This is a genomic window from Actibacterium atlanticum, from assembly GCF_000671395.1.
GTDB classification, from domain to species: Bacteria; Pseudomonadota; Alphaproteobacteria; order Rhodobacterales; family Rhodobacteraceae; genus Actibacterium_D; species Actibacterium_D atlanticum.
In genome coordinates this window covers 505309-527676 of sequence record NZ_AQQY01000001.1, presented here as the reverse complement: position 1 = coordinate 527676, position 22368 = coordinate 505309, and the positions used below count along the sequence as shown (strand labels likewise).

Below are 22368 nucleotides of genomic sequence, written 5' to 3'. Positions count from 1 at the left end.
CAATGCCCATCAAACTGCCCTCTAACCTTCCCGCCTTTGACGTGCTGACGCGCGAAGGTGTGATGGTCATGGGCGAAGGACGCGCCTCAAAGCAGGACATCCGTCCGCTGCGCATTGGCTTGCTGAACCTGATGCCCAAGAAGATACAGACGGAGACGCAGTTTGCCCGTCTGATTGGCGCGACCCCTCTGCAGATTGAATTTTCTTTGATCCGCATGAGCGAGCACGAGACCAAAAACACCGCCGCCGAGCACATGGCCGAGTTTTACCGCCCCTTCCAAGAGGTGCGCGACAGCGGCGAGAAATTCGACGGTCTGATCATCACCGGCGCCCCGATTGAACATCTGGACTTTGATCAGGTGACCTATTGGGATGAAATCCAGCAGGTGTTTGACTGGACCCAGACGCATGTGCACTCCACTTTTGGCGTGTGCTGGGGCGGGATGGCGATGATTTACCATTTCCACGGCGTGCAAAAGCACATGCTGGATCACAAGGCGTTCGGCTGCTTTAGGCAACAGAACCTGCAGCCGGCATCGCCCTATTTGCGTGGGTTTTCAGATGATTGCGTGATCCCGGTCAGCCGCTGGACGGAAATGCGCCAAGATGAAATTGACGCCGCGGATGGGTTGATCACCCTGCTGGGCAGCGACGAGTGCGGGCCTTGCCTTGTGCGTGATCCGGCGCATCGGGCGCTCTATATCTTTAACCATTTCGAGTATGACAGCGACACGTTGAAACAGGAATACGACCGGGATGTCGCGGCCGATCAACCGATCAACGTGCCGATGAACTACTACCCGGATGACGATCCCTCCAACCCGCCGCAGAACCGTTGGCGCAGCCACGCGCATCTTCTGTACGGCAACTGGATCAACGAGATCTATCAAACCACCCATTACGATATGTCCAAGATTGGCAGCTGATTGCGCCCTGCCCCTGCTTCGCGCTAGGCTGTGGTGCAGGCAGGAAAGAGGTGCGGCATGACATTGCCTTTTGACGGTGCAATCAGTGAGTTTGCGCAAAACGGCGCCCCGGCGGACGTGCGGGCGGCTTTGGCTGCGGGCGGAAAGAAGGACATTCTTTCAGACACATACCCTTACGACGACCGGATGCAGCGCGACGATTACGACGCGATGATGCAGGCCTTGCAGATTGAACTGGTCAAGCTGCAATCCCACGTCAAAGAGACTGGCAAACGCGTGGCCGTGGTGTTTGAAGGCCGCGACGCGGCGGGCAAAGGCGGCACGATCAAACGGTTCCGCGAGAACCTGAACCCGCGGGTGGCGCGGGTGGTGGCGCTGTCGAAACCCTCGGACCGAGAGGTCACGCAGTGGTATTTCCAGCGCTATGTACAGCACCTTCCAGCGGGTGGTGAAATCGCGCTCTTTGACCGCAGCTGGTACAATCGTGGCGTCGTCGAACATGTGTTTGGCTTTTGTGAACCGCAGCAACGTGAGCATTTCTTCCACCAACTGCCCGAGTTTGAAGAGATGCTGGTCGACGAAGGGATCACCTTGGTCAAACTGTGGCTGAACGTCGGGCGCGCTGAACAGTTGCGCCGTTTTTTGGCACGTGAAAAAGACCCGTTAAAGCAATGGAAACTAAGCTGGATTGACGTTGAAGGGTTGAAGAAATGGGACGAATACAGCGCCGCCATTTCCGAGACCTTTGAACGCTCGCACACCAAACACGCACCCTGGACGATCGTGCGATCCGACGACAAACGCCGTGCGCGCATCGCCGCAATTCAGCAGGTGCTGTGTCAGGTGGACTACCCCGATAAAAACCTCAACGCGGTCTGCTCGCCTGACCCCCAGATCGCCGGAGGCCCCGACATCTGGGATGCCTAAGAAACGCGGTTATCATCACGGCAATCTGAAACAGGCGCTGATCGACGCGGCACTGGTGCTGATTGAACAAAAAAGCCCACAAGGCTTTACCCTGTCCGAGGCCGCCAAAACCGCGGGCGTCACCCCGGCGGCGGTGTATCGGCATTTTTCCGGCCGCGATGATCTGATCATCGAGGTCGCGCGGCAAGGCTATGAGATTTTCGCCGACCTGATGGAGTTTGCCTATAACAAGGGCCAGCCGTCCGCATTGGCGGCGTTCGAGGCCACCGGCCGCGCCTATCTGGCCTTCGCCCGCAAACATCCCGGCCACTATATGGCGATGTTCGAAAGCGGCATTTCCAAAAACGCCAGCCCCGAACTGGCCCTTGCCGAAGCCCGCGCCAGCGGCATTCTGGAAAAGGCCGCAACCGAGCTATCCCAACACATCCCCGAAGACAAACGCCCCCCTGCCGCGATGTTCTCGGCCCATATCTGGGCCATGAGCCACGGCGTGGTGGAGCTGTACACCCGAGGCCCAGCAAGGTCGCCATTTGATCCCGAGGACCTGCTGGAAAGCGGGATCGGGGTGTATTTGCGAGGGCTTGGGTTGATTAAGCCGGATGCTTGAAAATCCGAACTCCAGACGCGCTGCTCATTGGTATTTGCTGAGAGAGCGTTTCGGGTGGCTTTTGTTGCTTGCTGGTTTTCTTTTAGGGGGCGGCTTGATCGTCCTTATCGCGACGCTTGGTATAGAACCCAAAACGCAAGATGGGTTCGTACGCGCCGACGTCCTGTTTACAAATAGCTATGCGACAGACACTTCGGGTTTCCGGCACACCGCAATCGTTCGTCTCCCTGATGGATCAACGGCACATGTCACGACAAAATCCGTCGCCCTGTCCGCGACGGTGACCGATACGGTTTGCCTGTCCCGCCGTAGAGGGGACTCGGGAAAACACTATTACCGCATTGCTCAGCCAAACCTCTGCAAACAATGAAAAAGGCCGCCCAACTGGGCGGCCTTTTCCAAAACTTCTGACGTTGTCGAATTAACGCTTCGAGAACTGGAACGAACGACGCGCTTTGCGCTTACCGAACTTCTTACGTTCCACAACGCGGCTGTCGCGGGTCAGGAAGCCAGCGGCTTTCAGCGGCGCGCGCAGGGCGGGATCGTACAGCTGCAGTGCTTTCGAGATGCCGTGCTTTACAGCACCGGCCTGACCCGACAGACCACCGCCTTTGACGGTTGCGTAAACGTCGAATTCGCCTTCAACACCGGCAACCTGGAAGGGCTGGCGCAGAACCATCTGCAGCACGGGGCGTGCAAAGTAGACGTTCAGCTCACGACCGTTGATTTCGACCTTGCCCGAACCGGGTTTGATCCAGACACGGGCAACAGCATCTTTACGCTTACCAGTGGCATAGGAACGGCCCAGCTCGTCACGGACGGGCTCACGGGGTTCGACGATTTCGGCAACCACGGCTGCGTCACCGCCGGCGACGGCGTTCAGCTCGTCGAGGGATTTGATTTCTTCAGCCATCGGTTAGCTCCGGGTGTTTTTCGAGTTCATCGCTTTCACATCCAGCACTTCAGGCGCTTGCGCCTCGTGCGGGTGCTCAGCGCCGGCATAGACGCGCAGATTGGTCATCTGCTTGCGGCTCAGACGGTTGCCGGGCAGCATGCGCTGAACGGCTTTGGTGACGACACGCTCGGGGTGCTCGCCTTCCAGCAGCTGGCCTGCGGTGCGGTGCTTGATGCCGCCCGGGTGGCCGGTGTGCCAGTAGTATTTCTTGTCAGAACGCTTGCGACCCGTCAGCTGGATCTTGTCTGCGTTGATGACGATCACGTTGTCACCCATGTCCATGTTGGGGGTGAACGACGCCTTGTGCTTGCCGCGCAGGCGCATAGCGATGATCGAGGCAAGACGGCCCAGAACAACGCCTTCAGCGTCGATCAGGATCCATTTCTTGTCGATCTCCGCCGGAGTAGCGGTAAAGGTTTTCATGTGTCTCGTGCCTTGTGGCTTGATCTTGGGGCCACGCAAGCGCGGCCTTTCCTTTGGGATGGCGCAGTTCTAAGGATTTCCACTGCACAGTCAAGCACACAAATCACGCAATAAACAAGCAATTACAACACGTTATAATTTAGGTATTAAAATACCCCACATCAGACCCCCATTTCATGCGGAGGATCGCTTAGTAAATCACGCAAAACCTCGCATGCGGCGCGGAAGCTGTCCAGCGACACCCGCCCATTCACCGCCAGCCGCACCGCATTGGGGGCGCGCCCGTCTGCCAGAACATAGGCATCAATGTTGCGGATCAGGATATCGCGCTCTTCGGCGGCACGGGTAAAGGTTGACGCCCGCCAGCCCACAGGCATCGGCAGATAGGCATAGGCAATATCCGGGCGGGTTTGAATGCCGAACGCGCCCAGTGTCTCGGTCATCACCGCAACCCGCGCCGCATTGTCCCGCAATACCGATTGGCGAATGGCTTCGGCCTTGGGGTCCGACAGGACAAGCCGGGTGGCTTCGAGAATCGGAAACGACACACCAAAAGAGGCATGGCGCGCAACGCGCTGACCGATCTGTTCGCGTCCATCGGGCGTAATCAACCAGCCAAGCCGCAGATTTGGCGCAATGGACTTTGAAACGCCCGAGATGAACCACACCCGTTCAGGGGCCAAATCGCGATAGGCGGGCTTGTCACTACGGACCAACCCATAGCTTTGATCGTCGATGATGTGGAAATCAAACTCGCGCGCCAAGGCGACGATCTCGTGCCGCCGCTGCGGTGAGGTGGTGATCGTCGTTGGGTTGTGGGCAAAAGCCGAGGTCGCCAGCACCTGCACGTCATGTGCCTGGCATGCCGCGCGGATGGAGGCCGGAACGGGCCCCTCAGCATCCTGCGCCACCGAAACAACCCGCGCCCGCATTTGCCGCGCGGCGTGACGGAAGCCCGGATACGAAAGTTCTTCCGTCATCACGGCCGGTTTCGCCCCCCGCAGCACCGCCTGTAGCGCCGTTAGGATCGCATGTTGTCCGCCATGGGTGATCACCACATGATCCGGGGTCAAACCGTCGGTGCCGAAAGACTTGATTTTGCGCTCCAGAACCAATTTGCGCAGAGGCAGGCTTTGCTGCCCGTCCGGATAAGACAGAAACTTGTCGGAATCGGCTTGGGCAACGCGTTGAAAGGCGGCACGGATTTGTGCCACTTGTCCAACATCCGGCAGCATCGGCGCGCGCAAATCCACGATCCCCGGCTCTACCTGCAGGACCACGTCCTCATGCAAAGCTTCTATTTCGGCCGTGACCGCCACCTGCTGCGCCACAAAGGTGCCGCTTCCTACCCGCGCAACCAGAAGGCCACGATCCGTGAGCCATTGATATGCCCGCGCCACGGTTCCGGGGGTCACCTTGACCTCCCACGCCAGATCGCGCACCGGCGGCAGCTTTTCACCCGCTGACAGCTCTCCATCGGCGATCTTTTCGCTGATGGCATCGGCCAGCATCCGGTACTTGGGGCCTTCGCGGCCCGACATATCACCAATCGAGATTGTACCCATCACAATGTTTCGCTCGCCAAAGCGCCCCCGGCATTGTATCTAGTTGACACACCGAAACTACAGGAATGTATTGATACAATCAAGTCAGGAAACGCTATGATCACCTATATCCCCACGACCGAGAGCAAACTGGACAACCTTATCCGCCGCGGCACCCTGCCCGTTAGTGTACGTGCGGCTGTCCACATGGCGCATCTCTACGTGACATGGGCGGATCGTTATAAGGCGCGTCGTGAGTTGGCCCAGATGCCCGCCGACCGGCTTGATGATATCGGGATCAGCCCGCGCAAGGCCTTGCTGGAATCCCGCAAACCCTTCTGGAAACCCTAAGATATCCCCGTCGACCCTGTGTCGATAACTGGGCCGCAGTGCGCTGCGGCCCTTTTTTTGAACGCGGCTAGGCTTTGGGCGGGATCGAATACGTCAGCGTTGCCCGCGCAACCGGAGCAGGCACGCCTTCCGAATAGATCAAAGTATCCCCCACCGCCAAGGCGCGCCCCAACTTCAGCAGCCGCACCTCGCAGATCAAATCGACACCAGCAGCGGGCTTGCGCATAAAATCAATGGAACAGTTCGTGGTAACGGTCAGCGCCTTCGGGCCGATCATCGCCAGAATCGCCAGATACACGGCCACATCCGCCAACCCGAACATCGAGGGCCCCGAAACCGTTCCCCCCGGGCGCAGGTGCCTGTCCTGCACGTTCAGCCGCAATGTCAGCTGCATCGGCGCGACGGCTTCAACCGTGAATTCCTCCGCCACCTCGGGGAAATCCTGCGCCAAGAAGGCCTGCAGGCCGTCAAGGCTCATCTTCAGATCCATGCTTTTCCTCCCCTGACTTGGCGCATAGAGTTGCGCTTATCCGGAGGAGAGACAAGATGAACCAGCAGATTTTGCAGCGTCAGGACGCCGACAACGTTGCGACACTGACGCTGAATGCGCCCGAGCGCCTGAACGCGCTGTCAGACGCAATGTTAAGCGCGCTGCAGGATCAGGTGGATGCGCTGGCCGAAGATCGCAGTATCAGGGCGGTCATCCTGCGCGGCGCGGGCAAAGCCTTTTGTGCGGGCCACGACCTGAAGGAAATGACCGCTGGGCGTCAGGCCAAGGACGGCGGCGCGGCCTATTTCAAAGATCTATTTGAACGCTGCTCCGCCGTGATGTTGGGCCTGCAGGCCCTGCCCCAACCTGTGATCGCGCAGGTGCACGGCGTGGCTGCGGCTGCCGGATGCCAACTGGTTGCCAATTGCGACATGGCCGTCGCCGCGCAGGGCACGCGGTTTGGCGTGAACGGCGTAGATATCGGGCTGTTTTGCTCCACGCCCATGGTGGCTCTAACCCGCAACATCCCGCGCAAACACGCGTTCAAGATGCTGACAACAGGCGAATTTATCAGCGCTGACCGGGCCCAGTCGTTGGGCCTTGTGAACACCGCCGTACCCTTGGAATCCCTGGAAGCTACGACATTGGAACTGGCTACTACCGTGGCCTCAAAGCTTGGCGCCGCCGTGAAGATTGGCAAACAGGCATTTTACGACCAGATCAGCATGACCACTGCGCAAGCCTATGCCTATGCGGGCGACGTGATGGTGCAAAACCTAATGGAGCGCGACACCCAAGAAGGCATCTGCGCATTTCTGGACAAACGCGCCCCTGATTGGGATCAGTCGTAGCCAAAAGCCTCAAAGTCAGCGGCGAATATCTGACGTACCCGCGCGCGCTGTGCCGGTGTCAGATCGGGCCGTGTGGGGGCCGATTTGTTGAATCTCTGCTCCATTACCTCGGCCGGAGGGAAGCCGGGCTTGCCCCCCATCTCAAACGCCTTGGGCAAATCGACTTCGATGTGTTCAAGCTTGCCGATGAAGTCGAACTTGAGCTGGTCAAAAGCGATGTTCAGAACCTGAGGCCGAAAATGGGTTGAGGTGCGCATCGGGTCGATATCAAGACAGGCTTGAAGGTAATCAAGGTAGATGTCGAAATTGCGTGACAGCCCGTTGCTTTCATCATAGCCCAGCGCCCGCATTCCTGGCATGTGATTGTGTCGCGCGATGTTCTTTTGATCGACAAAGAAGTTGGTAAAGGCCGACCAGGCCCGCGCTTCGGGCTCGCGTACAAAGGTAAACAAAAAGGCTTTTTCGCCATCAAGCACGGGCTTGATACGCGGCCAATGATAGCGTGACAGATAGATGCCCTTGGCCGCCCGGTGAATCGACCGCGGATAGAACGCCTCGTTCGAGTAGTAGAACATCAGTTGCGCAATCGAGGTGCAGCCGCACTTGGCGTTGCGCAGGAACAGGAACTTTTCGTCCAGTGTCATGACCAGATCGCGCATGGGCCCGCGCAGTGCGACGGGCAAGTCATTCATCGCCTTCAACACCTTGTAACGCGGCAAGAACGGCGCAAGAACGCGTGTCTTGAGATCGGTGAATTCCAGCGAATTCAGATAGACAGGAGGATTCATCTGGGCCTCATCTATATAGCCGGGGTTTATGCAGGGCCAGTTGCCGTTTCACCCAAGCTTTCAGCGGATGCATCTTTCGATCGCGGGAACGACCGATGTCCTGCCAGTGCTTGGCGTCCAACCCGTATCCCGGCAGGCGGGCAATCAAGTCTTCGATCTTGTCTTTCTGGATATCAAAGACAATCAGCTGATCTGACTTGTCAGCCATGAAATCGGTCAGCTGGCGATGATGTGCATCCCATTCCGACCGCCAGATATCGCAAATCTCGGACTCGGTTGTCACGCCATGCGCCTGCATCTGCACTTTGGCGAAATGACCATGCCCGTGTCGCAGTCTAGACTTGATCCAGGACTCTCGGTCGCGGGTGTTCAGCAGCAAGATCGTATCAGGGTAGTCACGAAGAATTTCGCGGTAGGCACTGGCGCCATCATAGGCCGCTTTGGGCGTGGTATAGATCAGATCGCAATAGAAGGTGTACTCCTGAGCGCCGTCAAAGACCTTGCGCCCAGCGGCTAGGTTGTCGCGCATCAATCGCCCGATCGAATGGCTGACCTTGAACTTGCCACGCAGCTTGTTGTGCACCATCGGGTGGCCCGCCGCAGCGAAGAGTTGCCCCAGCCCGCGGGTGCCACATTTGTTGAATCCAACAGCCACCACTCTGGGCAGGGTCCGGGTTTCAAGGGTTTGAGCCACGACTTGGCCTCTCATAAATATCTTCCTGCGATGCCACGCCCGCAGGGGCGGCGTCAACTTGGTCAGAGCCCGTAGATATCGCCGAACTTGGTCTCAAGATAGTCCAAAAGCGGCTCCTCGGACGGGTCAAACCCGCAAGCACGCGCTATCAGGTCGCGCGGCTGATACAGGCCGCCATGCACCTGCACATTGTCGCGCAGCCAATCGGTGGCATCTTCGGTCATACCCCGGCTAAGCGGCAGATCCAGATCCGGCACGGCCTGACGCAGCGCCTTGTTCAGGCAACCGGCATAGACATTGCCCAAGGCATAGGTCGGGAAATAGCCAAACAGCCCCGCCGCCCAGTGCACATCCTGCAGCACCCCGTTTGAAGGCTTATCAACCTGCCCGCCAAAATCCGCAGTGAAACGGCTGTTCCAGGCCTCTTCCAAATCAGCCACTTCCAAGGCGCCCCGGATCAGATCGCGCTCCAGATCAAAACGTAACATGATGTGCAGGTTGTAATGCACTTCGTCGGCTTCGGTGCGGATGAAACCGCTGTGCACACGGTTCACCGCGCGATAGAAGTTTTCCGCATCCGCAGCGCCAGCATGGCCAAATATGTCGCGCATGCGCGTATAGAGCCAGCGGGTAAAAGCACGAGAACGCCCGATCTGGTTCTCATAAATCCGGCTTTGGCTTTCATGCACCCCCATCGACACGCCGCCCCCCAGCGGGGTCATGCCGAATTCAGGGTCGATTTGCTGCTCATAGCAGCCGTGCCCGACTTCGTGGATCGTCGAGTAAACGCAGTTTTGCGGATCGGCCTCGTCTACGCGGGTGGTGATGCGCACATCCGTGCCCGAGCCGCTGGAAAACGGGTGCACCGACTTATCCAAACGCCCATGACGGAAGTCATAGCCAAACCGATCGGCAACATAACGTGCCAGTGTCATCTGCCCGTCTTCGGGGAAATGGCCCGCCAACGGGGCGATATAGGTGTTCGACCCAATAATCTTTTCGCGCAGAGGCACAAGCCGGTCGCGCATCCGGTCAAACATCGCTCCGATCTGATCGCCGGTGGTGCCCGGCTCGTATTCCTCCAGCAGGGCATCATAGAGATCACCGCCATCCGCCAGCGCGGCGGCTTCTTCGCGCTTCAGCTCGATCACCTCTTCCAGGACTGGCAGAAAGAAATCGACGTCATCGGTTTCGCGCGCCTCAGCCCAGATACCATGGGCGCGGCTGGCCAGCTTGGCCTGCGCAATCACCAGCTTTTCCGGCAGTTTCACCGTGCGGGCATAGCTGCGCCGGATGTGGCGCATCTGGGCGGCTTCGACCTCGGTCAGATCAGCGTCATTGATCGCCGACAACCATTCGCCCATGCGCGGGTCTATGCGACGCGCGTGTAGCACCGCTTCCAGTACCCCAACTTCTTCGGCCCGCTGCGCCCCTGCCCCCGATGGCATCATGGTTTCCTGATCCCACCCCAGTCGCCCGGCAATCTGCGCCAGCGCCTCGGTTTCGAACTGGTGCGCCATCAACGCGTCATAGGGGTGCTGGGTCATCAACTGCCTCGGATGGATTGTTCAATCGGGTACTGCGCCAGGAACCGCGCTCGCAGGATCAGCACCCACAACAAAATCGCCCCCAGCTGATGCAGGATCGCGATATGCAGCGGAGAGGCATGCAGAACCGTCACAATGCCCAGAACCGCCTGCCCGAACAGCATCACGGCAACCCAGTCAAAGGCACGTTTGGTGCGCGCATTGCCCGACTGGCGCGAGCGGCGCCAAACCACGATGCCAAAGACAAATAACAGATATGCGGCAATGCGGTGCATGAACTGTACCAGCCCCGGGTCTTCAAAGAAGTTACGCCACACGGGTGTCAGGCTGAAGGGCTCAGGCGGAAAGAACCCACCCGCCATCAAAGGCCAATCGATATAGGTGCGGCCCGCATCAATCCCGGCCACCAAAGCCCCCAGCAGGATTTGCAGGAACGCAAAATGCAGCATCCCGGTAGACATCGAAAACAGCTTGGCTTCGCGCCCGCGCCGGGCCTGCATCAGGTCTTTTTCGGTCCGACCCATCGACAAGGCATACCAAGTGATGAACCCCAGGATCACGAAGGCCAGCCCCAGATGGGTCGCCAGCCGGTAAGAGGCCACGTCCAACCGCTCCCCCGTCAGGCCCGAGGACACCATCCACCAGCCAATCGCGCCCTGCAAACCACCAAGCCCGCCCAGCAATGCCAACCGTCCGGTCCACCCGGTCGGGATGCGTTTGGTCAGCGCAAAGAAAGCAAAGCCTGCGGCCCAAACAAGGCCAACAGCGCGGCCCAGCTGACGATGACCCCATTCCCACCAATAGATGAACTTGAACTCGGTCAGGCTCATGCCTTTGTTTTGCAGCTGATATTCAGGGATCTCCTGATACTTGGAGAATTCCGCGTCCCAAGCCTCGGCGCTCATCGGGGGCAAGGCGCCGGTGACCGGCTTCCATTCAGTGATCGACAAGCCGCTGTCGGTCAGCCGGGTCAGCCCGCCAACGATGATCATCGCCGCAACCATCACAAACAGCACCACAAGCCAAGCACGGATCATGCCGCGGGCACCCTTGTTGCCCTTGTCGATCAGCCCCGGCTGGGCGGCGGGTTTCTGGGCAGGACTGTCGCCCACTTCCTCGAAAATGCTGCGTTTCTGGCTCATGCGGGGCCTCCGGTTTTCGCCAGACGTAGCCCTATCGGCCCCGGTATTCAAGCACGCGCAAAGTCTTAACCCACAACGGGTACGAGATGGGGCCCCAGCACCACCCACATTAACGTCGCCAAAACCACGACATTGAGCACTGAAAACGCCAGCTCCAGCATCACAAATTGCGCACGATCCGCGATTTCAAACTTGGCGGCGGTGCCCAGCGTACTGACGAAATGCGCGCCCCAAACCGTACCAACAATCACGACCGCCCTGCCCCAGTTGGCGTCCCCCAATGGATAGACCCAGCTAAAGACACTGATATGTACTGCAGCGTTGATCGCAATCGCCGTCAGCCCCAGCGGAAAGTACGGGCTTTCCGAAAAGGACGGGCCAACGGTTTTGGCATAGCGGTCTTTGAACAGAACGATCAGCCACAAAACACCCAGCAAAAGCGACAAAGCGAAAAACGCGACAAAAGTTAGAACCATGGCCATAGCGCACCCCGATCAATTTAAGTTGTGTTTTGCAAGCATCTTTAGGGCTAGCAATTTCGCTTTCATTTTGCAACTTAAATAGAATGACAGACCCATCCACCTTCAGGTCGCACTGCCCGACCAACTACGCGTTGGAACATTTCGGGGATCGTTGGACCCTGTTGATCATCCGCGACCTGCTGTTTCTTGAGAAACAGTATTTCCGCGAGTTTCTGTCTGGCGAAGAAGCGATTTCGACCAACATCCTGTCGGACCGGCTTAAGAAGATGGAAAAAGACGGGTTAATCGCCCACCGCAGTGATCCGGCAGACGCGCGTCGACAGGTCTATTTGCTGACCGACAAAGGCATCGATCTTGCCCGCATCATGGTCGAGATCAACCGCTGGTCCGCCAAACATGACCCGTTCACGGATGTCCCACCCGACTATGCGCGGCGTGTGGAAGAAGATTTTGAGAGCGTCATCGCGCAGGCCGTCGCCCGCGCAAGGGCGAAACTTTAGCCGCGCTCTTTCCAGCGCACCATCTGACGCATGACACCGTGCAAAATCTGCACATCGGCCCGCGTCAGCGGCATGCGCGACCACATGTTGCGCAGGTTCAGCTTCATGCCCTCAGCCTTGGTTTCAGGGTAAAAGAACCCCGCTTCTTCCAGACGTTCCTCAAAGTGATCGCCCAGCTTTTGGACGTCCAGCTGGCTGGCAACCTCGGTCTTGGCCATTTCGACCACTTCGGGCACGATATCCGCCGTCTGGCGGCGCCATTCATACCCTGTCAGCAAAACGCATTGCGCAAGGTTCAGCGATGGGAACTCGGGGTTTACCGGCACCGAGATAATCGCATTGGCCAGCGCGATATCTTCATTCTCCAGCCCGGCGCGTTCGGGGCCAAACATCACGCCCACCTTGCGGCCCTCGGCGATCTGTGCGCGGGCATGTTCCATCGCGCGTTCGGGCGTCATCACCGGTTTGGTCAGCCCGCGCGCCCGCGCCGTGGTGGCATAGACATAGTCACAATCGGCGATCGCCTCGGCGGTGGTCTGATATAGCCCTGCTTCGTCCAGCAACCGCCCCGCGCCCGAGGCCAATGCAACGGCGCGTTGGTTTGGCCATCCGTCACGCGGATCTACCAAACGCATACGGTCCAGCCCGAAGTTCCACATCGCCCGCGCTGCGGCGCCAATGTTTTCGCCCATTTGCGGATTCACAAGGATAAAGGCAGGCTGCGGCTGGGTCATGACGATTTCTTTTGTGACGAAGGTTCGCGCGGTGATACTTTGGGCCAGCAAGGAGAGCAAGATGGCATACGATGAAGGTCTGGCTGAACTGCTGAGGGGGGACCTGATCGACCGCCCCGGCGTGTCTGAACGCAAAATGTTCGGCGGGCTGTGTTTCATGCTGAACGGCAACATGCTGTGCGGTGTGCACAAGGGGGGCGGCATGTTCCGTGTTGGCAAGGATAACGAGGCCGCCGCGCTGGCCCTGCCCGGCGTCGGCCCTATGCAGTTTACCGGCCGCAAGATGGGCGGGATGATCGACGTAACGGACGCGGCTTTGGCCGATGATGCCTCCCGCGCCAAGTGCCTTGAACTGGCGCTGGATTTCGTCGCCCCCTTGCCTGCCAAGTAAGGAACCCGCTATAGGGGCGCAAACAAACAGGAGCCCGCCATGGCCGAGATCGAGCGCCCGCAGATTTACCTGATCACGCCCCCGGAATTTGAGCTGTCCAGCTTTCCCGGTCAGCTGGCGTCAGTCCTGGACGCGCACGAGGTCGCCTGTGTGCGCCTTGCCATGGCCAGCCAGGACGAAGACCGTATCAGCCGCGCCGCCGATGCGCTGCGCGAAGTCACGCATGCCCGCGATATCGCCCTGACCATCGACAGCCATGTGCAGCTGGTCGAACGGCTGGGGCTGGACGGGGTGCATTTGACCGACGGCGCGCGTTCGGTGCGCAAAACCCGCAAAGAGCTGGGTGCAGACGCCATCGTCGGTGCGTTTTGCGGGGCGTCGCGCCATGATGGCATGTCGGCAGGCGAATCCGGCGCCGATTACGTCAGCTTTGGCCCCGTTGGAGCGACCGCCCTGGGCGACGGCACCGTCGCCGAGCACGAGTTGTTCGAATGGTGGTCGCAGATGATCGAAGTGCCCGTGGTCGCTGAAGGCGCGCTAACTGCCGAGCTGATCTCCAAAATTGCCCCCGTCACCGACTTCTTTGGCCTCGGGGCCGAGATCTGGGGCACAGATGACCCCGCCGCCGCTTTGGGCGAACTGATCAAGGCGATGGGTTAAGCAGCATCTGGAAAGGCGCTGCGCACGGCCTCTTCGCAGGCCAGCGCCAGCGCTTTGCGGCTGTCAAACGCCGATACTTTCAACGGGGTGTGATAGACCAGCTCGACCGCGCCATTGCGACGGGCGGCCAGAGTTTTCAGCAGATGCGTGCCGAAATCCATATCGCCCCACCAGCCATAGAACCGCGCATCTTCGCCTATGGGCGCATGATAGATCACGGTCACCGGCTGCACATACAGAAAATCGCGCAGCGCATCCGAAAAGAACGCCGCGAAAAGCGTTGATTTAAAAGGCAAAACCCGCTGCCCGTCGGTCGAGGTTCCTTCGGGAAAGAACAGCAGTTTGTGGCCTGCGGTCAGCCGGTCTTCGAACAGTTTTTTCTGCGCAGCGGCTTCACGCCGGTCGCGGTTGATAAACACGGTGCCTGTGGCCCGCGCCAGCCAGCCGATGCCGGGCCATTTCGCAACCTCGGCCTTGGACACAAAATAGATGTTCTTACGCGCGTTCAGCGTGAAAATATCGAGCCACGAAGAATGGTTCGCCACCACGGCGCCGCGATGTTTCATCCGGACGCCGGTCACCCGATGCTGCATTCCCAAAAACACAAAGGCCATGCGGCAGACAAATTGGGTGATGTAGGGGGTAACCGGGCGATGCCAGCCAAAAATCGGGCGCTCAATCAGACGTACCAGCAACAGCAGACCCAAACAGCCAAAGGTCACCAGCCCCAAAGGCACCCCGCGCAACACGGCACGCACCCAGCCCATGGGGGTGATTTTCACGGGATCGGGCTCCAGCTCGGCGTTCCAGGTGCTCAACGGGCGCCTCTTGTGTACATGGCGCGGCTTTTGGCGTTCATCTTTTCGGTGTCCATCAGCAAGAAAACATCGGTGGTATTGAAGGCGTGATCAACAAACGCGCCCTCGCCCACGAATCCCCCCAACCGAAGGTAACCTTTGATCAACGCGGGCGTGGCAAGCATCGCGGCTTTGCGGTCGATCTGATCTTCGGGCAACAAATCCATCGAGACGAAATGCTCTGGCTGCACCCGCACCCGCAATTCTTCGGGCGCAAGGTGGTTTTGATGCAGATACGACAATGGTTGCGCCAGCGCCTTCAGATCGGTGCCATGGAAACTGGCGACCCCGAACAGAATGTCGATCTCATTCTTCAGAACGTACTTGGCCAGACCATTCCAAAGGTGCAGCAGCGCCGTGCCACCCCGATACTCGGCATGCACGCAAGAACGCCCCAATTCCAATAGTTTACGACCCGAACCTTTCAGCGGCGTAAGGTCGTACTCCCCTTCGCTGTAATACTTCCCCAAAGCTTCTGCCTGATCTGAGCGCAGCAAGCGATACACCCCGACAACGTGGTCCAAAGCCGCGCGGTCGCGGCGTGTGTCGATCAGGATCAGATGGTCATAATAGGGATCGAACTCGTCGCGCTCAAGGCGCTGCTCATGATCCACCATGGCGCCATCACCGCCCAGTTCCTCTACGAATACCTCATAGCGTAGCCGCTGCGCGGCGCGCAGGTCTTCGGGCGTGGTCGCCAGAGTAATCTGGAAATAGTCTTCAGTGGAGGACATGGCGGTTTATGAGTTGCTCCGGCCTTTGTGCGCCGGTTCTAGTCAGCGCGAATGAAATTTGCAACAGCGCGGGAATTGACTGCTGTTAACACCGCGTTAAGGTTGATTTGTGATGAACAAACTATCGAGCGAGTGGAGTCAGATATCGAAAACGGGAACAAGTTCAACCCGCGCACCAGCAATCACCACCTTACCCTGGTGTTCAAAGTTCACGGTGATCTTGCCTCCGATATTGGATTGCACCTGCCCTAACCCCCAATCTGCTTGCTCGGGGTGGCGTACAAACATGCCGGGCTGCAACATCGCATTGAGGTCGCTCATGAATCCAACTGCCTTTCCGGGATGCGCTACATGAGCGCTCCTTTGTCTACCGACCTTACCGCGCTGATCGGCTCGCGCATCTGTCATGATCTGATAAGCCCTCTGGGCGCAATCGGCAACGGGTTGGAGCTGTTGCAGATGGGCGGCGCGCTGGATGGGCCTGAAATGGCGCTGATTGCCCAATCCGTCGCCAATGCCAATGCCCGCATCCGCTTTTTCCGCATCGCCTTTGGTGCGGCGGGTGAAGGACAGCGCATTGGGCGCAGAGAACTGGCCGGGATACTGGGGGACAGTTATGCCGAAGGCCGCGTGCAGCTTAGCTTTGACTTGCCGGTTGAACTGAACCGGGTTGAGGCCAAGATGGTCCTGCTGTCCTTGCTGTGCCTTGAAACCGCCCTGCCCTATGGCGGAACCTTGGCTGTGTCCTCAGAGGGCGGTTGGCGCATCACTGCGCACACGGAAAAGCTGAAGCTGGATCAGCCGCTTTGGGATCATCTGGCGGGAGCAGACGCCGAGACGCCCCTTGCCGCGGCGCAGGTGCAATTCGCCCTGCTGCCAATCTGTGCGCAACAAAACGGGCGCGCGATTTCGGTAAACCACGCGCCCGATTTGATTGAAGTTCGGTTTTAAGCGCGGATCGTCCCGTCGCCTTCAACGATATATTTAAAGCTGGTCAACTGCTCGGCCCCAACCGGGCCACGTGCATGCATTTTGCCGGTGGCGATGCCAATCTCGGCCCCCATGCCGAATTCGCCGCCATCGGCGAACTGGGTCGAGGCATTGCGCATCAGGATCGCACTGTCGACCCGTTCAAAGAACCGCTCGGCGGTCGCATCATCCTCGGTCAGGATGCATTCAGTATGGGACGAGCTGTAAGTGCGGATATGATCAATCGCGCCGTCGACATCATCGACAATGCGCGCGGCGATATCCATATCCAGATACTCTTTGCCCCAATCCTCATCTGTGGCCGCAAGCGTGCCGGGGATCTTGGACAGCGTTTCATCCGCATGCACCCGCACACCCGCATCCACCAGCGCTGAAATCACTGCGGTTCCCAGCGTATCCGCCACATCACGGTGGATCAGCAAACACTCGGCGGCCCCACAAATGCCCGTGCGGCGCAGCTTGGCGTTCATCACCACATCCATGGCTTTTTGCGCATCCGCGGCCTTGTCGACATAGACATGCACGATGCCCTCAAGATGGGCAAAGACCGGCACGCGGGCCTCGCGCTGCACCAGGCCAACCAGCCCCTTGCCGCCACGCGGTACGATCACGTCGATATGGTCGGTCATGCGCAGCATCTCGGCCACGGCGGCACGGTCGCGGGTGGGCACGCGCAGGATGGCGTCCTCGGGCAGACCAGCAGCGCGCAGGCCCTCTTGCAGGCAATCGTGAATCGCCCCCGAGCTGTGGAAGCTTTCCGACCCCCCGCGCAGGATCACCGCGTTGCCCGCTTTCAGGCAAAGTGCGCCCGCATCGGCGGTCACGTTCGGACGGCTTTCATAGATCACGCCAATCACCCCCAAAGGCGTGCGCACGCGTTTGATGTGCAGACCAGTGGGACGATCCCATTCAGACATTACCGCGCCAACCGGGTCATCTTGCCCGGCAACGGCGCGCAAGCCGTCAACGATGCCCTGAATGCGCGCTTCGTCCAGCATCAGCCGGTCCATCATTGCGTCGGTCAGGCCCTTGTTGCGGCCAAATTCCATGTCTTTTTCGTTCGCGGCAATGATCTCGGCCCGTTTGGCCCAGACCGCATCCGCCGCGGCGTTCAACGCCAGCTCCTTGGCCGAAGATGGGGCAAAGGCCAGCTGGGCAGCGGCGGCACGGGCACGCGCGCCGATTTCGGCCATCATGTCTGGGATATTTTGCTCTGCGTCTTTCATCTCTTTGCCCTCGTCTCAATTCGGCTCAAGACAGATAAACCATCGCCTGCGGGTATCCAAGCGCTGGCGTCACGACAAATCGTGATGTCTCACATCACCATATCGTCGCGGTGAATCAGGCAAGCCCGTCCCGGATATCCCAGAATGGCAGGGATATCGCCCGACTGTGCGCCCGCGATTTTTCCGGATTCCGCAGCTGTATAGCGCGACAAGCCGATACCAAGTGCGTTGCCCGCAGCATCGCAAATTTCAACCGGATCGCCCCGGCCAAAATCGCCAGAGACAGCCGTCACACCGGCCGGCAACAGCGAATTGCCCTTTAATAAGGCCCGCGCGGCCCCTTCATCGACCATGACCTGCCCCTTGGGCTTCATGGCGGCGATCCAGCCCTTGCGCGCCGCCTGGGGCGACAGTTTCGGCATAAACCAGGTGGAGTTCGCCCCGGCATCCAATGCGCTAAGCGGGCGCAAAACCGAACCTTCGGTTATCGCCATGGCGCAGCCAGCCCCGGTGGCGGTTTTTGCCGCCAGGAGCTTGGTTTTCATCCCACCTTTCGACAGTCCCGATACGGGGTCCCCCGCCATCGCCTCAATCTCTGGGGTGATGTCATCGATGATGTCGAAGCGCTCGGCGTTGGGGTCTTGTGCCGGGTTGGCCGAATAGAATCCATCAACGTCTGACAGAAGAACCAGCTGATCCGCACCCACCGTCACCGCGACCTGTGCCGCCAGCCGGTCATTATCGCCAAAGCGAATTTCGTCGGTGGCAATCGTGTCATTCTCGTTCACGATCGGCACGACACCCAGTTTAACAAGCTGCTCTAAAGTATTGCGAGAATTCAAATATCTTCGTCGATTGGCGCTGTCTTCCAGCGTCACCAAGACCTGCGCCGTTGTGATCCCGAAAGGTGCCAAAGCCTGTTCATAGGCCCGCGCCAGCTTGATCTGACCCACCGCAGCGGCGGCTTGGGATTGCTCAAGCGGCAGCGCCTTGGCAGGCAGACCCAACACCGCGCGCCCCAACGCAATTGAGCCAGATGAAACAACGATCACATCCGTCCCACGGGCTTTGACCTTGGCAATATCATCGGCCAATGCGCGTAACCATGCATCCCGCAGTGCGCCGGTGTCTCGATCCACCAACAAGGCCGAGCCGATCTTGACGACCAGCCGTTTTGCCGTGCTTAAGGTTGCCATGCTTGGGGCTCCTCGCCGGCCTTTTTCTGGCGCAGACGGTCTTCGGTAATCTCAGCCCGCACTGCGCGCAGCACCTCGGTCAGGCCCTCGCGGCTGACGCCCGACATCATCAGGACAGGCCCGCCGGTTTCGGCCTCAAGCGCGGCCTTTTGTTCGGCACGCTCTTCGTCGTCCAACGCGTCGACCTTGTTCAGCGCTGTCACCCGAGGCTTGTCGGCCAGATGGCCGCCATAGGCTTCTAATTCGTTGATAATCGTGCGGTAATCACCCGCGACATCCTCGGACGTGCTATCAACAAGATGCAACAACACCGCACAGCGTTCGACATGCCCCAAAAACCGGTCGCCGATCCCGCGCCCTTCGTGGGCGCCTGCGATCAAACCCGGAATATCGGCCACAACAAATTCGGCGCCGTCCACACCCACAACACCCAGATTGGGGTGCAGCGTGGTGAACGGATAATCGGCGATTTTGGGACGCGCGTTCGACGTGGAGGCCAGAAAGGTTGATTTTCCCGCATTGGGCAGGCCCAGCAATCCGGCGTCAGCAATCAGCTTCAGCCGTAGCCAAAGGGTGCGCTCGACCCCTTCCTGACCGGGGTTTGAACGACGCGGCGCCTGGTTTGTGGAGCTTTTGAAGTGCAGATTGCCAAAGCCGCCATTGCCGCCCTTGGCCAGTTGCACCTGATCCCCGACTTCGGTCAGGTCAGCGATCACCGTTTCCTGATCTTCGTCCAGGATCTCGGTCCCGACCGGCACTTTCAGGACGATATCGTCGCCCGACGCGCCAGAGCGTTGCGAGCCCTGCCCCGGGCGGCCATTATTGGCAAAGAAATGCTGTTGATAGCGAAAGTCGATCAGGGTGTTCAGCCCGTCCACCGCAACGGCCGTAACGTCACCGCCGCGCCCGCCATCTCCGCCATCTGGCCCACCGTATTCGACGGATTTCTCACGCCGAAAGCTGATGCACCCGTTTCCGCCCGCACCCGAGCGGATATAGACCTTGGCCAGATCGAGAAATTTCATTGCGGTCTCCGCCTTTTACTTATCCCAAGGCGATAGACCGAATGCGGCGGGTGCTCAAGCCCCGCCGCCCGGCTTAGGCCAGCTTCTTAAGATAGGTCCAGGTGTTTACCTTGGCCCCACGGGCCACGCTGAAAGCTTCAGCATCGCCCAGATATTCAAACCCCGCATTGGTCAGCACACGCGCCGAGCCGGGGTTGTCCTGAAACACCTCGGCAAAGACCGTGGTGATCTCCTGCGGGTTCGCGTCCAGCAATGCGTTGACGGCCTCAGAGGCCAGCCCGGTGTTCCACATCACTGGTGCCACCCAATAGCCGATCTGGCTTTGACCGCGCTCCATATGCTCCAGCCCGATCACGCCCAAAACTTCGGACAGACCGTGGCCCGAGCCATCCATGACCCAAACGTCTTCCTTGCGGCTGTCCGAACGACAACGGTCAATGAAGGCTTCAACCGCGCCGGGGGGCAGCGGATGGGGGATCGAGCGGGTAAAGCGCGCCACGCGTTCATCCCCGGCGTACATTTGCAGCAATCCTGCATCCGACACCCTGACCGGGCGCAGGATGAACCGTTCGGTCTCAATAACCTGCAGGCTCACGATAGATTCCATTTTCATGCCTTCCCTCCTCCGAAAAGCATCGTGTGGGTCTGTAACACAACAAAGACCCTCCTGTGATGTCGCCCCGCCTCGCGATCTTTCCCGGCAGGGGCGAACTATGTTCACCAAACAACCGGGGGTATAAAGATGGCGATTAAAAGCCGGTTTAGCAAGTGCCGGCCCCTGATCGGCGGTCTCCTCGTGGCGACCAAAAAGGGGGACCGGCTTGTGCCGATCCCCCTGAATTTTCAAACCTTCAAAGGTTTCGGCTTACTCGGCGGCCTCCGCCACCGGGAGAACCGAAATAAAGGTGCGGCCTTTCAGGCCCTTGTGGAACTTCACAGCGCCTTCGACAGTTGCAAAGAGGGTGTGGTCTTTGCCCATGCCGACGTTCTCGCCCGGCCACCACTTGGTGCCGCGCTGACGCACGATGATGTTGCCGGGGATGACAGCTTCGCCGCCATATTTCTTTACGCCAAGACGGCGGCCCGCGGAGTCGCGACCGTTACGGGAGCTACCGCCTGCTTTTTTATGTGCCATTGGTGTTCTCTCCTACTAACTTATTTGGCCAGCTCTTTGGCCTGCTCAACCCAGCCTTCACGCTCGATACGGCCTTTGAACGACAGTTTTTCGTCGAACTCAGCAATATCGGCTTCGGTCCAGGCAGCGATCTGGGCGAAAGTTGTGATGCCGTTGGCATTCAGCTTTTCTTCCAGCTTGGGGCCAACGCCCGACAGCTTTTTCAGATCATCAGCGCCAGCGGGGGCTTCGGCTTTGGCCTCGGCCTTGGGCGCGGCTTTCTTAGCGGCTTTTTTCGGGGCCGGAGCAGCAGCGGCGGCAACAGCAACACCCGAAGCAGCGCCAACAGCGGCTTTGATGCCGGATTTGTCAGCACCCTTTTCCAGGATGTCGGTCACGCGCAGCAGAGTCAGCTGCTGACGGTGGCCTTTTTTACGCTGCGAGCTGTGCTTACGACGGCGCTTTACGAAATGGATCAGCTTGGGGCCTTTGATCTGTTCGATCACTTCAGCCTGCACGCCAGCGCCTTCCACAGTGGGGGCACCAACGGTCGAGCCAACCATCAGAATTTCATTGAACTGGACGGTTTCACCAGCATTGGCGGCCAGTTTCTCGACGCGCAGAATGTCGCCGGACTGAACCTTATACTGCTTGCCACCGGTCTTGAGGACCGCAAACATGGGCATCTTCCTTTATCTCACCGCGTCGTATGGTCCTGTTTTCACAGCGTTTTGCCAGTTGGCACCATCGGACAGCGCGCCCTTTACGGGCTGTGTTAAACGAATCCGCGCAAGGAAATCCCTTGCGCAGATGCGCGCTTATCCGGGATGATCAACTTCAAGTCAAGAGTTTAGGTGGTGCCCATGCGGCGGTTTTTACTTGTTTTTGCAGGGCTGGCGGCCTGCACCGCGCCCAGCCATATCCCCAACCCGATCCTGCTGCCCGGTGCGGCAATTTCAACCGCCGTTGAGAACTCTGCCTACAATGCCCGGCGCAGCAAGGTCAAAACCTTCGTGACACAGCAGCAGCCCGGGATCGAGGCAGAGATTAAAACCGGCGCAGGGCCCCTTTTGGCCCAAGCCATGGATCTGGCCCGGGTTCCGCCCCATGAACAGCCCACGCTGGCCAAATTGCTGCAGGCAGATCAACACATCTATCTGGGCAACCCCGAAGCCCTGACCGTCGCCTTGATGGTACACGGCCCTTAAACAAAA

General features: G+C 59.1%; 29 protein-coding genes. 10 read left to right on the top strand and 19 right to left on the bottom strand.

The features are described from left to right. Window positions 1–2 precede the first annotated feature (2 nt). From metA to ATO10_RS02655, 3 genes are read left to right on the top strand one after another with little or no spacing between them, the layout of a single operon-like run. Entirely contained in the window at window positions 3–926 is a 924-nt protein-coding gene (metA, locus tag ATO10_RS02665; RefSeq protein ID WP_035247642.1) for a homoserine O-acetyltransferase MetA, read from the top strand. A 57-nt stretch (window positions 927–983) separates the two neighbouring features. Next, window positions 984–1853: a polyphosphate kinase 2 gene (ppk2, locus tag ATO10_RS02660; RefSeq protein WP_035247641.1), complete on the top strand. Its 870-nt coding sequence runs from the start codon at window positions 984–986 to the stop codon at window positions 1851–1853. Next, window positions 1846–2460, top strand: coding sequence for a TetR/AcrR family transcriptional regulator (locus tag ATO10_RS02655; RefSeq protein ID WP_035247638.1), 615 nt, complete (start codon window positions 1846–1848; stop codon window positions 2458–2460). The genes ppk2 and ATO10_RS02655 overlap by 8 nt, the downstream gene beginning before the upstream one ends. Window positions 2461–2881: 421 nt before the next feature. Here the strand turns inward: ATO10_RS02655 and rpsI are convergent, their stop codons facing one another. The 3 genes from rpsI to ATO10_RS02640 form a co-directional block, all read right to left on the bottom strand. Beyond that, entirely contained in the window at window positions 2882–3373 is a 492-nt protein-coding gene (gene rpsI, locus ATO10_RS02650; RefSeq protein ID WP_035247637.1) for a 30S ribosomal protein S9, read from the bottom strand. A gap of 3 nt (window positions 3374–3376) precedes the next feature. Further along, entirely contained in the window at window positions 3377–3838 is a 462-nt protein-coding gene (gene rplM, locus ATO10_RS02645; RefSeq protein ID WP_035247620.1) for a 50S ribosomal protein L13, read from the bottom strand. 161 nt (window positions 3839–3999) lie between these two features. Further along, window positions 4000–5403 carry an aminotransferase-like domain-containing protein gene (locus tag ATO10_RS02640; RefSeq protein WP_035247617.1) on the bottom strand — a complete coding sequence of 468 codons (1404 nt, stop codon included), beginning with the start codon at window positions 5401–5403 and terminating at the stop codon, window positions 4000–4002. A 96-nt stretch (window positions 5404–5499) separates the two neighbouring features. Between ATO10_RS02640 and ATO10_RS02635 the strand changes: the two genes are divergently transcribed. Further along, the gene (locus ATO10_RS02635) at window positions 5500–5733 is read left to right on the top strand and encodes a DUF1127 domain-containing protein (RefSeq protein WP_051597897.1); all 234 of its coding nucleotides are present in this window, start codon (window positions 5500–5502) and stop codon (window positions 5731–5733) included. 67 nt (window positions 5734–5800) lie between these two features. On the opposite strand, the gene ATO10_RS02630 is transcribed toward ATO10_RS02635, so the two are convergent. Beyond that, a complete protein-coding gene (locus tag ATO10_RS02630) occupies window positions 5801–6223 on the bottom strand; it encodes a PaaI family thioesterase (protein ID WP_035247607.1) in 423 nt (140 codons plus the stop codon). 56 nt (window positions 6224–6279) lie between these two features. On the opposite strand from ATO10_RS02630, the gene ATO10_RS02625 reads away from it, so the two are divergent. Further along, entirely contained in the window at window positions 6280–7074 is a 795-nt protein-coding gene (locus tag ATO10_RS02625; RefSeq protein ID WP_035247604.1) for an enoyl-CoA hydratase, read from the top strand. Here the strand turns inward: ATO10_RS02625 and ATO10_RS02620 are convergent. The 5 genes from ATO10_RS02620 to ATO10_RS02600 form a co-directional block, all read right to left on the bottom strand. Then, entirely contained in the window at window positions 7065–7862 is a 798-nt protein-coding gene (locus ATO10_RS02620; protein WP_035247601.1) for a sulfotransferase family 2 domain-containing protein, read from the bottom strand. The two genes, ATO10_RS02625 and ATO10_RS02620, sit on opposite strands and share 10 nt — an antisense overlap. A 7-nt stretch (window positions 7863–7869) precedes the next feature. Continuing rightward, complete coding sequence (locus ATO10_RS02615) at window positions 7870–8571, bottom strand: sulfotransferase (protein WP_035247595.1); 702 nt, start codon at window positions 8569–8571, stop codon at window positions 7870–7872. A 47-nt stretch (window positions 8572–8618) separates the two neighbouring features. Next, window positions 8619–10103: a carboxypeptidase M32 gene (locus ATO10_RS02610; protein ID WP_035247592.1), complete on the bottom strand. Its 1485-nt coding sequence runs from the start codon at window positions 10101–10103 to the stop codon at window positions 8619–8621. Then, on the bottom strand, window positions 10103–11245 hold the full coding sequence (gene ctaA / locus ATO10_RS02605) for a heme A synthase (RefSeq protein WP_035247590.1): 1143 nt from the start codon (window positions 11243–11245) through the stop codon (window positions 10103–10105). The genes ATO10_RS02610 and ctaA overlap by 1 nt, the downstream gene beginning before the upstream one ends. A 65-nt stretch (window positions 11246–11310) precedes the next feature. Further along, the gene (locus ATO10_RS02600) at window positions 11311–11727 is read right to left on the bottom strand and encodes a hypothetical protein (protein WP_035247588.1); all 417 of its coding nucleotides are present in this window, start codon (window positions 11725–11727) and stop codon (window positions 11311–11313) included. An 83-nt stretch (window positions 11728–11810) separates the two neighbouring features. Here ATO10_RS02600 and ATO10_RS02595 point away from each other — a divergent pair, with 83 nt between their 5' ends. Continuing rightward, complete coding sequence (locus ATO10_RS02595) at window positions 11811–12227, top strand: winged helix-turn-helix transcriptional regulator (protein WP_035247585.1); 417 nt, start codon at window positions 11811–11813, stop codon at window positions 12225–12227. Here ATO10_RS02595 and ATO10_RS02590 read toward each other — a convergent pair. After that, a complete protein-coding gene (locus tag ATO10_RS02590) occupies window positions 12224–12961 on the bottom strand; it encodes an RNA methyltransferase (RefSeq protein WP_035247583.1) in 738 nt (245 codons plus the stop codon). The two genes, ATO10_RS02595 and ATO10_RS02590, sit on opposite strands and share 4 nt — an antisense overlap. Before the next feature lie 61 nt (window positions 12962–13022). On the opposite strand from ATO10_RS02590, the gene ATO10_RS02585 reads away from it, so the two are divergent. Further along, the gene (locus ATO10_RS02585; RefSeq protein WP_035248309.1) at window positions 13023–13352 is read left to right on the top strand and encodes a TfoX/Sxy family protein; all 330 of its coding nucleotides are present in this window, start codon (window positions 13023–13025) and stop codon (window positions 13350–13352) included. 39 nt (window positions 13353–13391) lie between these two features. After that, window positions 13392–14012 carry a thiamine phosphate synthase gene (locus ATO10_RS02580; protein ID WP_035247580.1) on the top strand — a complete coding sequence of 207 codons (621 nt, stop codon included), beginning with the start codon at window positions 13392–13394 and terminating at the stop codon, window positions 14010–14012. On the opposite strand, the gene olsA is transcribed toward ATO10_RS02580, so the two are convergent. From olsA to ATO10_RS02565, 3 genes are all read right to left on the bottom strand, one after another. Continuing rightward, window positions 14009–14830, bottom strand: a complete 822-nt coding sequence (gene olsA, locus ATO10_RS02575; protein ID WP_035247575.1) for a lyso-ornithine lipid O-acyltransferase — start codon at window positions 14828–14830, stop codon at window positions 14009–14011. The genes ATO10_RS02580 and olsA overlap by 4 nt on opposite strands. Continuing rightward, window positions 14827–15603, bottom strand: a complete 777-nt coding sequence (gene olsB / locus ATO10_RS02570; RefSeq protein WP_035247572.1) for an L-ornithine N(alpha)-acyltransferase — start codon at window positions 15601–15603, stop codon at window positions 14827–14829. Before olsB ends, olsA begins: the two co-directional genes overlap by 4 nt. A 138-nt stretch (window positions 15604–15741) precedes the next feature. Next, window positions 15742–15924: a DUF3553 domain-containing protein gene (locus ATO10_RS02565; protein ID WP_035247567.1), complete on the bottom strand. Its 183-nt coding sequence runs from the start codon at window positions 15922–15924 to the stop codon at window positions 15742–15744. Between the two features lie 30 nt (window positions 15925–15954). Here ATO10_RS02565 and ATO10_RS02560 point away from each other — a divergent pair, with 30 nt between their 5' ends. After that, window positions 15955–16554, top strand: coding sequence for a histidine phosphotransferase family protein (locus ATO10_RS02560; protein ID WP_035248305.1), 600 nt, complete (start codon window positions 15955–15957; stop codon window positions 16552–16554). Here ATO10_RS02560 and ATO10_RS02555 read toward each other — a convergent pair. The 6 genes from ATO10_RS02555 to ATO10_RS02530 form a co-directional block, all read right to left on the bottom strand. After that, window positions 16551–17819 carry a glutamate-5-semialdehyde dehydrogenase gene (locus ATO10_RS02555; RefSeq protein WP_035247564.1) on the bottom strand — a complete coding sequence of 423 codons (1269 nt, stop codon included), beginning with the start codon at window positions 17817–17819 and terminating at the stop codon, window positions 16551–16553. The genes ATO10_RS02560 and ATO10_RS02555 overlap by 4 nt on opposite strands. Before the next feature lie 89 nt (window positions 17820–17908). Next, on the bottom strand, window positions 17909–19015 hold the full coding sequence (proB, locus tag ATO10_RS02550; protein ID WP_035247562.1) for a glutamate 5-kinase: 1107 nt from the start codon (window positions 19013–19015) through the stop codon (window positions 17909–17911). Further along, complete coding sequence (gene obgE, locus ATO10_RS02545; protein ID WP_035247558.1) at window positions 19003–20040, bottom strand: GTPase ObgE; 1038 nt, start codon at window positions 20038–20040, stop codon at window positions 19003–19005. Before obgE ends, proB begins: the two co-directional genes overlap by 13 nt. 73 nt (window positions 20041–20113) lie before the next feature. After that, on the bottom strand, window positions 20114–20653 hold the full coding sequence (locus tag ATO10_RS02540) for a GNAT family N-acetyltransferase (RefSeq protein WP_035247555.1): 540 nt from the start codon (window positions 20651–20653) through the stop codon (window positions 20114–20116). A gap of 252 nt (window positions 20654–20905) precedes the next feature. After that, the gene (rpmA, locus tag ATO10_RS02535) at window positions 20906–21175 is read right to left on the bottom strand and encodes a 50S ribosomal protein L27 (RefSeq protein ID WP_035247551.1); all 270 of its coding nucleotides are present in this window, start codon (window positions 21173–21175) and stop codon (window positions 20906–20908) included. A gap of 20 nt (window positions 21176–21195) precedes the next feature. Beyond that, entirely contained in the window at window positions 21196–21834 is a 639-nt protein-coding gene (locus ATO10_RS02530) for a 50S ribosomal protein L21 (protein ID WP_035247548.1), read from the bottom strand. A 183-nt stretch (window positions 21835–22017) separates the two neighbouring features. On the opposite strand from ATO10_RS02530, the gene ATO10_RS02525 reads away from it, so the two are divergent. Continuing rightward, on the top strand, window positions 22018–22362 hold the full coding sequence (locus ATO10_RS02525) for a hypothetical protein (RefSeq protein WP_035247545.1): 345 nt from the start codon (window positions 22018–22020) through the stop codon (window positions 22360–22362). Window positions 22363–22368 lie beyond the last annotated feature (6 nt).

Bases quoted from the DNA above. Each gene is read 5' to 3' on its own strand.
- proB (WP_035247562.1), bottom strand. From the start codon at position 19,015: ATGGCAACCTTAAGCACGGCAAAACGGCTGGTCGTCAAGATCGGCTCG.
- ATO10_RS02590 (WP_035247583.1), bottom strand. From the start codon at position 12,961: ATGACCCAGCCGCAGCCTGCCTTTATCCTTGTGAATCCGCAAATGGGC.
- ATO10_RS02525 (WP_035247545.1), top strand. From the start codon at position 22,018: ATGCGGCGGTTTTTACTTGTTTTTGCAGGGCTGGCGGCCTGCACCGCG.
- ATO10_RS02595 (WP_035247585.1), top strand. From the start codon at position 11,811: ATGACAGACCCATCCACCTTCAGGTCGCACTGCCCGACCAACTACGCG.
- ATO10_RS02610 (WP_035247592.1), bottom strand. From the start codon at position 10,103: ATGACCCAGCACCCCTATGACGCGTTGATGGCGCACCAGTTCGAAACC.
- olsB (WP_035247572.1), bottom strand. From the start codon at position 15,603: ATGTCCTCCACTGAAGACTATTTCCAGATTACTCTGGCGACCACGCCC.
- ATO10_RS02600 (WP_035247588.1), bottom strand. From the start codon at position 11,727: ATGGCCATGGTTCTAACTTTTGTCGCGTTTTTCGCTTTGTCGCTTTTG.
- ATO10_RS02620 (WP_035247601.1), bottom strand. From the start codon at position 7,862: ATGAATCCTCCTGTCTATCTGAATTCGCTGGAATTCACCGATCTCAAG.
- ctaA (WP_035247590.1), bottom strand. From the start codon at position 11,245: ATGAGCCAGAAACGCAGCATTTTCGAGGAAGTGGGCGACAGTCCTGCC.
- rpsI (WP_035247637.1), bottom strand. From the start codon at position 3,373: ATGGCTGAAGAAATCAAATCCCTCGACGAGCTGAACGCCGTCGCCGGC.
- ATO10_RS02630 (WP_035247607.1), bottom strand. From the start codon at position 6,223: ATGGATCTGAAGATGAGCCTTGACGGCCTGCAGGCCTTCTTGGCGCAG.
- ATO10_RS02640 (WP_035247617.1), bottom strand. From the start codon at position 5,403: ATGGGTACAATCTCGATTGGTGATATGTCGGGCCGCGAAGGCCCCAAG.
- ATO10_RS02635 (WP_051597897.1), top strand. From the start codon at position 5,500: ATGATCACCTATATCCCCACGACCGAGAGCAAACTGGACAACCTTATC.
- ATO10_RS02555 (WP_035247564.1), bottom strand. From the start codon at position 17,819: ATGAAAGACGCAGAGCAAAATATCCCAGACATGATGGCCGAAATCGGC.
- rplM (WP_035247620.1), bottom strand. From the start codon at position 3,838: ATGAAAACCTTTACCGCTACTCCGGCGGAGATCGACAAGAAATGGATC.
- ATO10_RS02625 (WP_035247604.1), top strand. From the start codon at position 6,280: ATGAACCAGCAGATTTTGCAGCGTCAGGACGCCGACAACGTTGCGACA.
- metA (WP_035247642.1), top strand. From the start codon at position 3: ATGCCCATCAAACTGCCCTCTAACCTTCCCGCCTTTGACGTGCTGACG.
- obgE (WP_035247558.1), bottom strand. From the start codon at position 20,040: ATGAAATTTCTCGATCTGGCCAAGGTCTATATCCGCTCGGGTGCGGGC.
- ATO10_RS02560 (WP_035248305.1), top strand. From the start codon at position 15,955: ATGAGCGCTCCTTTGTCTACCGACCTTACCGCGCTGATCGGCTCGCGC.
- ATO10_RS02580 (WP_035247580.1), top strand. From the start codon at position 13,392: ATGGCCGAGATCGAGCGCCCGCAGATTTACCTGATCACGCCCCCGGAA.
- ATO10_RS02565 (WP_035247567.1), bottom strand. From the start codon at position 15,924: ATGAGCGACCTCAATGCGATGTTGCAGCCCGGCATGTTTGTACGCCAC.
- rpmA (WP_035247551.1), bottom strand. From the start codon at position 21,175: ATGGCACATAAAAAAGCAGGCGGTAGCTCCCGTAACGGTCGCGACTCC.
- ATO10_RS02540 (WP_035247555.1), bottom strand. From the start codon at position 20,653: ATGAAAATGGAATCTATCGTGAGCCTGCAGGTTATTGAGACCGAACGG.
- ATO10_RS02615 (WP_035247595.1), bottom strand. From the start codon at position 8,571: ATGAGAGGCCAAGTCGTGGCTCAAACCCTTGAAACCCGGACCCTGCCC.
- ATO10_RS02530 (WP_035247548.1), bottom strand. From the start codon at position 21,834: ATGTTTGCGGTCCTCAAGACCGGTGGCAAGCAGTATAAGGTTCAGTCC.
- ATO10_RS02585 (WP_035248309.1), top strand. From the start codon at position 13,023: ATGGCATACGATGAAGGTCTGGCTGAACTGCTGAGGGGGGACCTGATC.
- ATO10_RS02655 (WP_035247638.1), top strand. From the start codon at position 1,846: ATGCCTAAGAAACGCGGTTATCATCACGGCAATCTGAAACAGGCGCTG.
- ppk2 (WP_035247641.1), top strand. From the start codon at position 984: ATGACATTGCCTTTTGACGGTGCAATCAGTGAGTTTGCGCAAAACGGC.